The sequence below is a fragment of the Mesorhizobium sp. CNPSo 4689 genome (genome assembly GCF_057784325.1).
In genome coordinates, this window is sequence record NZ_JBWLUZ010000077.1 from 1 (window position 1) to 7,428 (window position 7,428).

Consider the following 7,428-nt stretch of genomic DNA (forward strand, 5'->3'; position numbering starts at 1 on the left):
TCGCCCGCGATCTTGGCCTCCACATCTATTCGCGTCGCGCGGCGAGCGGAAAGTTCGGCGAATGGTTCATGGCGGCTCCGCCGCTCATCATCACCGAGCCGGAAATCGACGTCTTCATGGAACTTCTCACCGAGACGTTTCGGATTTTCGAGAGCGAAAGCCGATGAGCCGAGGCGTAGTCAATCGGGCACAATCCGGGTTCGCTAATTTGGCATCTCCCGCACAGGCAGGCATCGACGGCATGACACTGGACAAGGATCTTATTGCGGCAGCGACGGCTTGGCGCCACGATTTCCATCGCCACCCTGAGCTTCTGTTTGACGTCGACCGCACCTCGGCACGCGTTGCCGATCTCCTCCGCAGCTTCGGGTGCGACGAGGTCGCGACTGGCATCGGTCGAAGCGGGGTAGTCGCGGTGATCCGCGGCGGACCTGCACCGGCGAGCAGGACCATCGGCATCCGCGCCGACATGGACGCTTTGCCCATCATTGAGGCGACAGCCCTGCCCTACGCCTCCGCCGTGCATGGACACATGCATGCCTGTGGGCATGACGGGCATATGGCGATCCTGCTTGGCGCCGTGAAGCATCTTGCCGCGACGCGTGCGTTTCCCGGTACATTGGTCGCAATCTTCCAGCCTGCAGAGGAGGGCGGTGGCGGCGCGAAGGTAATGGCCGACGATGGCCTGTTCGAGCGGTTCGGCATCGAAGAGGTCTACGCTCTTCACAACATGCCGGGGATGGAGGTCGGTACCTTTGGCCTGTCGAGCGGCGTCATGCTCGCCGCATCCGACCGCTTCGACATCCAGATCATAGGTAAGGGCGGACACGCAGCCCGGCCGCACGAAACCATCGACCCGATCATGGTCGCCAACCACGTCGTCAGCGCACTGCAGACGATTGTATCGAGGGTCGTCGACCCTATTGACCCAGCCGTGCTCTCAATCACGTCCATCCACGCCGGCGATGCCTACAACGTCATCCCGTCCGAGGTCGTGCTGAAGGGCACTGTCCGCACCTTGTCTGACGCCAACCGCGACAAGATCGAAAGCCGCGTCGAGGCCATAGCTACCTCCGTCGCCAATGTGTTTGGAGCTAAGGCCGAAATCGAGTATCGCCGTGGCTATCCGCCGACCGTCAATCATCCGGTCCAGGCTGGCATTCTGGGGAACACCGCCGCACGCGTTGCTGGCCGTGCGGCGGTGCAGCGCGAGATTGCGCCCATAATGGCCGCGGAAGATTTCTCCTACATGCTGCAGGCCCGGCCTGGCGCCTTCATCTTCATGGGCAACGGCAAGACCGCCCCCCTCCATCACCCAGAATATAATTTCAATGATGTCGCCCTACCAATGGGCATCGCATTGTGGGTCGAGCTGGTCAAAAGAGAAGGGAACTAGGATTCAGCCCTAACATCCACCTGGTAGCGCCGACTACGAGGCAGAGGATTTGCTGAGGTCTTTGGCTTTATGAATTGCATAGTTTGGCAAAATCAAAAGAAATTTAAACGTTTTGTATGACTATTACTAATCATGTGTAACGTTGAATAGCAATAGACTACATGATCAACGGCGTTATGATGATATACTTAAGCAATTCCATAGTATAGTTAGTTAGAAGTCTGCTCGGAATCGAGTTCTGTTGCGCTGGGCGCACGTCAAAGAGAAGAAATGCCTAAATGAAAGAACTTACCGCGCTCGATGCCGCTCGTTTGATCGCCTAGAGAGAACTGACGAGCGAAAGCCTGACGCGCTCGCGCTTCGAGCGTATTGAAGACGCTAGACAGCGGTGGAAGCGTGGGAGTATCTCGATGCTGATCTGGCGCTCGAACAGGCCGGCAGGCGGACCGCTCACCCATCCGAGGCCCACTACATGGTGTGCCATTGGCGAACAAGGATGTGATCGACACCGTGGATATGCCCACGACTTACGGCTCGCCGATCTATCGAGACTATCGGCCGGCGAGCGACGCGACCTATATCGCCCTCGCCCGCGCGGGCGGCGCAGTCATTCTTGGCAAGACGGTCACCACGGAATTCGCGGGCAGCGCTCCGGGCAAGACCCGGAATCCGCTTAACCTCTTGCACACCCCGGGAGGGTCGTCCAGTGGGTCCGCAGCCGCCGTCGGAAGCGCGATGGTGCCTTGGGCGCTCGGAACGCAAACTATGGGTCTACGATCCGGCCTGCTCCCTTCTGTGGGGTGGTAGGCTATAAGCCATCTTACGGCAAGGGCGAGATGAGGGGTATAAAGACGATGGCCAGCGGCTTTCGGTTGGGAAATGCTGCAGGCACTGGCCTACGAATGCATCTTTCGGCGGGACGACCTCAAATCACGAACCAGGCAGGACTTCGAGGAGTACGAGCAGCGAGTGACGCCAGAGAGCTACGAAACCGGCCTTAGGCACGCCCGTGAAGCCAGGAGGGAATGCGCCGATCTGTTCTGCGATTGCGATGTGTTACTCGTCCCTGCCGCAGTCGGAGAAGCGCCGGAAGGCTTGCACTACACCAGCGATGCACGTTTCAACGGGGTCCAGGACCAATCGACATTCAGGGATTGATCGGGATAGGGGGACGCCTCGCGACGCCGCCCCTCCCACACCACCGGGCATACGGGTCCGTACCACGGCGGTTCGATCGGATTAAGCTTGGGCAGAGACATGGAGACGAGGGAGACCGAGAGACTCGAAGTAATGGTTGCGCAGGGCCTGTTGGACCGCCGGGTGTCCTGACATGCGCCAGAATCCCGTCGGCGAACCGGCGGCAACCGCAGCTCCGAACTTTGGTACGCCATGGCGACGCAGTTCCTTGAAGCGGTTGTGCCCGTTCCCCCATTGCCGCCAAAGATACAAACCTAGTCTCCGGCGGATCCACGCTTCCAAGTTCGTAAGCACTCGTGGGGTCTGGCAGAAGCCGAAGTAACCGCGCCATCCGATGAGGTATGGCTTCAGCTCTTTGATCAACTGCGGCAGACTGATCCCCCGCGTCCGGCGCGTCATGTCCCGGATCAGCGTCTTGAACTTGTCGAGAGCTTTTGGCGCGATGCGCCGCTCGCTCCCGTCGTTCGAGATGCTGAACCCCGGGAACTTCCGCTCCTCCGGTCGCGCCACCGCGCTCTTCGCCTCGTTGACCTTCAGCCGCAGCTTCTTGGTCAGGAACCGGCTTACGGAAGCCATGACCCGTTCGCCGGCGCGGCGGCTGCGAACATAGATGTTGCAGTCGTCGGCGTAACGGCAGAAGCGGAGACCACGTCGGGCCAGTTCCTTGTCGAGGTCGTTGAGCAGGAGGTTGCTTAGGATGGGCGAGAGCGGACCGCCTTGCGGGGTCCCTTCGTCCACCGGACGGACCAAGCCATCCTCCATCACCCCGGCATTGAGGAATGCTCGGATGAGTTTGAGCACACGCTTATCGGACACCCTCGCGGCAATGCGCGCCATCAGGCTATCATGATTAACCCGGTCGAAAAATCTTTCGAGGTCGAGGTCAACCATGTAGCTGTAACCCTCGGCAATGTAGCATTGCGCTTGGGCTACTGCCTGATGGGCGGAGCGTCCCGGGCGGAAGCCGTAGCTGTGCTCTGAGAACGTCGGGTCCCACTGCTCTTGGAGGACCTGCAGCAGGGCTTGCTGGATCAGTCTGTCGACGACGCAAGGTACGCCGAGTTTTCTGACCCCGCCGTCCGGCTTGGGGATTTCGACCCGCTTGACCGGCTGCGGCTGATAGGTTCCCTCGAGCAATCGAGACCGAATGCTTGGCCAGTGCTCACGCAGGTAGCCCTTGGCGTCGTCGATGGTCATCCCATCCACGCCTGGACCGCCCTTGTTGCTTCGAACGCGTTTCCACGCTGTTTCCAGATTCTCTCGGCTACATACCGTCTCCATTAGCTGTTCTGTCCAAGCCGGGCTTTCGGGTGCCGACTTCCCCACGCGTGGTTCGGCCCCTTGGTGACCGCTGACAGGGGCTTCACCCCGGTCCCTCGGTTCCAGGGCCTGGTTATGTGCGTCAAGTTCTGCAAAAAGGAGCGGCCATGGTAGAGGTCATTCATTGAGCGAAGATGCGCGGTCGCAGGTCCCCCATTAACCCGAACTTTTCGAGCGCCCGTCCGATCTTCAATACCGTCGCCTCATCGAATCGGCGTCCAACAATCTGCGCACCGACCGGCAATGGCCCCGGGACGGATGGGTCATTTCCGCGAGCTCCAACTTCCCGTCCGCTCTAACCGAATTGAAGTCCTTGTCGCGCAAGGCGAGCGGCGCCGTAATGTTCGTGGTCGGTCACAACAACGCGTCGTGAGACTCGAAAACAGAGAGGAGGTCCAGCCACATCTTCCGCCTCAGCATCTCGATGCGCTTGTAGGTCGGACCGTCGATCTTGAACGCGGCGTCGAGACAATCGACGACGTCCGGGCGAGCAAGTCGCGCTTCGTCTTAAGTAGGTCGCCTTCGAACGCCGCCAGATAGACACGCGAACTCGTCTGCACGGCTTCGGCGATCGATGCATCCTACGGCATGTCGATTGGCGTCACGGTCGCGCCGGCCGCGCGCAATACGTCCACCGTCGTCTGCATCGCTTCGGCGACCGCGTCGTCGAGGGCGATATAGCCAAGGTCGACGGAAAGGGCCATCCTCAAACCCCTTACGTCGCCATCAAGATCGAACGGGATGGCCTGTCCGCGCAAGGACATCGGGTCGCGCTCGTCAGGCCCCTTGGTCGCGTGCCCGACGCGTTCCAACCGCCAGGCGGGATCCTTGAGCACCCGCGCAATATCCTCGGGATGGGTCAGCACCTTCACCTCGCGGCACACTATGCCCATCAGGCGGATCGTCCGGCGGGGCTGGTGCGGCGGTCGCGGCCAACACTTGAAGCCGGACCTTTGTCGCAATGGCTGTTCGAAGGCCTTGCCAAAGCCGGCCTGCCGATGATCTGCATTGAGACACGTCACACCAAGGCATTCTTGAAGGCGCAGGTGAACAAGACTGACCGCAATGATGCGCGCGGGATCGCGCAGATGATGCGGGTCAATCTGTTCCGCCCGGTGCATGTTAAGACCCTGACGAGCCAGAAGCGCCGGGCGCTGCTGACGGCGCGCAAGCTCTTAAAGGACAAGGCGATTGCCATCGAGAACGACATCCGCGGGCTGTTGCGCAACTTCGGTCTCAAGGTTGGCAAGGTCGGTGCGGTCAAGTTTGAGGAGCGGATCCGCGAGCTCACCGAAGGCATGCCCGATCTGGTCGAGATCGTCGAACCGTTGCTCGACGCGCGCCGCAAGCTGCGCCAGAATTACGCCGCCCTGCACCGCAAGCTTCTGGCGATCGTCCGGGATGATGAGGTTTGCCGCCAGCTGATGTCGATCCCCGGTGTCGGCCCCGTCGTGTCGCTGGCCTACACCGCGACGATCGATATCCCCGCCCGCTTCCGCAACTCCAAGGCGGTCGGTCCGATTTTGGGCCTGACGCCGGCGCTCCATGAATCGGGCGAAAGCCGCCGGGTGGGCGGGATCTCGTTGGCATGATGCGAACGTTGCTCTACGAGGCCGCGCAGACCCTGCTGACGCGGGTGACGAAATGGTCCTGGCTGAAGGCCTGGGCGATGGACGTCGCCAAGCGGCGCGGCCAGCAGAAAGCCATCGTTGCGCTCGCCCGCCGGCTGGCGGTGATCATGCATCGCATCTGGAGCGACGGCACACAGTTCCGCTGGACCAGGACGGAAATCAAGCCGGTCGCCGGCTGAACAATTGATAAACATCGCCTGCGGCGCGGCGATCAGGGGTTCTTCCGCATATTTGGTGCAGGGACTACTTTTTTCGGGTGTCCCTTTGTCCGGTTGGGTCAAGCGGCTGCCAGCAGTCGGCTCCGGAGGAGTGGATAGGCGGCGCGCCCGTACATCTGGCGTTTGATCGTCTTGAGGCGGTTGATCTGGCCTTCGACCGGGCTCGTGCTCCAGGGCTGGGTGATTGCCGCCCGGACAGCCTCAATGTCACGGCCGATGCCTGCTGCAAGGGAGGCCAGCTCACTGTTCGTGGCATCGGCGATCCATCGCTCAAGGCCGGCATCATCGTCGCCGCGTATCACTGCAGCAAAACGGCGGGCGAGTTCGCCCGCGATCGAAAGCTCCGGCGCATTTTCATGGAGATGGTGGCGCGATGGCGGCCGCCACCGCGAATTTGGCGGAGCGGTCGGCGGCCGCTCCTTGCGGGCGGCGGTCCACCTGTAGACGGTCGCCCTGCTGCCTTCAAAGCCACGGTGCTTGATTTCGGTCCACAGTTGCAGCCCGTTGTGCTGGCCTTCCTCCCAGCGCTTTTCGAGATAGTCTCGAAAAGGATCCATGAGGACGGAGCGCGAGGGCGGCCGCCGATGCTCGGGCTCACCGCCCGCTGCAAGCCAGCGTTCGACAGTTCTCACGTTCATGCCAATCCGGGGCGCGATCTGTCGCGGCGATAGACCCGCCTCCCGCCAATCAAGGATTTCAGCATAGAGCTCACTGCGCTGGTTGCGCCTCGACCGGCGCAGGCAATCAAGTTTCGGGGATGGCTTGGCGTCTTCGTTTCCGGCCATCTCGGACGTCATGGCCTTTCCTGCCGCGTTGACAGCTTTTCGATGGCGGCCGACGGCCAGACGCAACGCTTCGCCCAGGTTCTGGAGAAGATGCCAGCGGTCGGCGACCTGCGTTGCATCGGGCGCACCGCGACGGGCGCCCTCGGCATAGACGCCGGCACGATCGCGAGCGATGATCTCGATGCCAGGATAGCGCTCCAGCCATGATGCGACCGTGTCGGCATTTCGGTCCGGCAACAGATCCAGCACGCGGTTGCGCTCCAGATCGCAAATGATCGTTCCGTACGCTGCCCCTTGCGCCAGGCCCAGTCGTCAATGCCGACCACACGCGGCGCCTGCTGCGGCTCGCACCCGGCGGCGCGGACCATCCGCAACAGTGTGTCGCCGCTCACCGGCATGGCGAGCCTGTCCGACAGGCGCGAGCCGGGCGCACCGCCGACCGCGAAGCCGATGGCCAACTGGCTTTCGCCGAGGCGGGACGTGCGTCTCGCTTTCGGCCGTGCCGTTTCCGGCAACCGCTCGGTGAAGATCCGCCGCTGGCATTCGTGGATCGGCGCATCGAAACCGTCGTGCGTGAAGCTGGATTTCGACAATCCGACCCTGCCATGGCAGATCGCTCAACCGGCGCATGTAGTGACTGTGAACGCGGCGGGTTCGGTGACCGCAACATGGACAGCACGAGTCCATCGCCTTCGGTCGGGCCACAAGCACCACCCTCTCGGCCTGCGGCAGAATTTGGACAATCGAAAGCTCGGGTGAAATCAGCGAGCGGAAGGCATGGAGCACGGGCAAATCACGGCGTCGACTGCGATTCCGACTCTATGAACTTATTCGCACCGTCCGTGAATCCCGCAACCTGCACCAAATATGCGGAAGAACCC

The 7,428-nt window shown here is 61.6% G+C and carries 7 protein-coding genes and 1 pseudogene; 4 read left to right on the plus strand and 4 right to left on the minus strand.

Annotated features, from left to right (window positions below; genetic code table 11):
• The first annotated feature begins 241 nt into the window (after positions 1 to 241).
• From AC04SI_RS32880 to AC04SI_RS32890, 3 genes are all read left to right on the plus strand, one after another.
• Positions 242 to 1,396: a M20 aminoacylase family protein gene (locus AC04SI_RS32880; RefSeq protein ID WP_488475687.1), complete on the plus strand. Its 1,155-nt coding sequence runs from the start codon at positions 242 to 244 to the stop codon at positions 1,394 to 1,396.
• A gap of 498 nt (positions 1,397 to 1,894) precedes the next feature.
• Entirely contained in the window at positions 1,895 to 2,203 is a 309-nt protein-coding gene (locus AC04SI_RS32885; protein WP_488475690.1) for an amidase family protein, read from the plus strand.
• Between the two features lie 72 nt (positions 2,204 to 2,275).
• The gene (locus AC04SI_RS32890; RefSeq protein WP_488475688.1) at positions 2,276 to 2,554 is read left to right on the plus strand and encodes a hypothetical protein; all 279 of its coding nucleotides are present in this window, start codon (positions 2,276 to 2,278) and stop codon (positions 2,552 to 2,554) included.
• A gap of 81 nt (positions 2,555 to 2,635) precedes the next feature.
• Here AC04SI_RS32890 and ltrA read toward each other — a convergent pair whose 3' ends face one another.
• Together ltrA and AC04SI_RS32900 are read right to left on the minus strand one after the other, a co-directional pair.
• The gene (ltrA, locus tag AC04SI_RS32895) at positions 2,636 to 3,874 is read right to left on the minus strand and encodes a group II intron reverse transcriptase/maturase (RefSeq protein WP_488475689.1); all 1,239 of its coding nucleotides are present in this window, start codon (positions 3,872 to 3,874) and stop codon (positions 2,636 to 2,638) included.
• Positions 3,875 to 4,494: 620 nt separating this feature from the next.
• Positions 4,495 to 4,806 carry an amidase family protein gene (locus AC04SI_RS32900; RefSeq protein ID WP_488475693.1) on the minus strand — a complete coding sequence of 104 codons (312 nt, stop codon included), beginning with the start codon at positions 4,804 to 4,806 and terminating at the stop codon, positions 4,495 to 4,497.
• Between the two features lie 33 nt (positions 4,807 to 4,839).
• On the opposite strand from AC04SI_RS32900, the pseudogene AC04SI_RS32905 reads away from it, so the two are divergent.
• Positions 4,840 to 5,723 (plus strand): annotated as a pseudogene (locus tag AC04SI_RS32905) (IS110 family RNA-guided transposase); the annotation flags it as partial.
• A gap of 98 nt (positions 5,724 to 5,821) precedes the next feature.
• Here AC04SI_RS32905 and AC04SI_RS32910 read toward each other — a convergent pair.
• On the minus strand, positions 5,822 to 6,856 hold the full coding sequence (locus AC04SI_RS32910; protein WP_488475691.1) for an ISL3 family transposase: 1,035 nt from the start codon (positions 6,854 to 6,856) through the stop codon (positions 5,822 to 5,824).
• Positions 6,857 to 6,859: 3 nt separating this feature from the next.
• A complete protein-coding gene (locus AC04SI_RS32915) occupies positions 6,860 to 7,234 on the minus strand; it encodes a transposase family protein (protein ID WP_488475692.1) in 375 nt (124 codons plus the stop codon).
• Positions 7,235 to 7,428: the final 194 nt, after the last annotated feature.

Coding starts and splice junctions, on each gene's coding strand:
- ltrA (WP_488475689.1), bottom strand. CDS start 3,874: ATGGAGACGGTATGTAGCCGAGAGAATCTGGAAACAGCGTGGAAACGC.
- AC04SI_RS32880 (WP_488475687.1), top strand. CDS start 242: ATGACACTGGACAAGGATCTTATTGCGGCAGCGACGGCTTGGCGCCAC.
- AC04SI_RS32915 (WP_488475692.1), bottom strand. CDS start 7,234: ATGGACTCGTGCTGTCCATGTTGCGGTCACCGAACCCGCCGCGTTCAC.
- AC04SI_RS32900 (WP_488475693.1), bottom strand. CDS start 4,806: ATGGGCATAGTGTGCCGCGAGGTGAAGGTGCTGACCCATCCCGAGGAT.
- AC04SI_RS32890 (WP_488475688.1), top strand. CDS start 2,276: ATGCTGCAGGCACTGGCCTACGAATGCATCTTTCGGCGGGACGACCTC.